The sequence below is a fragment of the Streptomyces calidiresistens genome, assembly GCF_014141525.1.
Classification (GTDB): Bacteria; Actinomycetota; Actinomycetes; order Streptomycetales; family Streptomycetaceae; genus Streptomyces; species Streptomyces calidiresistens.
The window spans coordinates 1-898 of sequence record NZ_VKHS01001328.1; the positions used below are offsets into that span (position 1 = coordinate 1).

The 898-nt window shown below is 78.0% G+C and carries 1 protein-coding gene; it reads left to right on the top strand.

The annotated features are described in order from the left end of the window. The coding region (locus tag FOE67_RS27130; protein WP_228474356.1) for a helix-hairpin-helix domain-containing protein at positions 1 to 888 on the top strand (888 nt) is incomplete at its 5' end. Positions 889 to 898 lie beyond the last annotated feature (10 nt).

Sequence of the window (898 nt, forward strand, 5' to 3'; positions counted from 1 at the left end):
GCGACCCCCGTCCCGGGGAGCGGCGCTTCCGACGGGCCGCCCGCCGGCGCCGCGACCCCGGACACCACCCACCTCCTCCGCACCCCGGGGGATCGGGTGGGCTCCGGTGCCCCCGACACCGCCGGGCGTCCGGAGGAGCCGCCCCCCTCGGATCGGCTCCCGGGGCAGGAGGTCCCCGCACCACCGGTCGGCCCCGGGCGTGCGGGGCTCGCCGACACCATCGCCCGATGGCGGCTGCGCTGCGGGATGGAACCCCGCACCCTCCTCGCCCTGACGGTTCTCCTCGTGGTGGCGATCGGCTTCGCCGTGCACCACTGGTCCTCCTCCCGACCCCGGCCGGTACCGGCCGCCGCAAACTCCCCGATCCCGTCCGGGGACGCCTCCCCCGGGGTCGGGCCGGCGGAGGGGGCCGAGCCGGCGGAGGAGACCCCGCCCGTGGTGGTCGACGTGGCGGGCGACGTCCGTCGTCCCGGCCTGCACACCCTTCCGCCCGGCTCCAGGGTCGGGGACGCCATCGAGGCGGCGGGCGGCCTCCTGCCCGACGCCGACCCGGGCGCGCTGAACCGCGCGCGGCCGCTCATCGACGGCGAGCACATCCCGGTGGGCGCGGTCGGGCTGGCCGGCGATCCGGCCCCTCCCGCGGGGACCGGCCCGGGGGTGCCCCATCACCTTCCGGAGGGAGTGGCTCCCGACGGCCGCATCCTGCTCAACCTCGCGGACGCCGAGCGGCTGCGCGAACTCCCCGGGGTGGGGCCGGTGCTCGCCGGCAACATCGTCGCCCACCGGGAACGCCACGGCCCGTTCGTGTCGGTCGAGCAACTGCTGGACGTCTCCGGGATCGGGCAGCGGCGCCTGGAGGACATCCGGGACCTGGTGGTGATCCCGTGAGGTCCCCCAC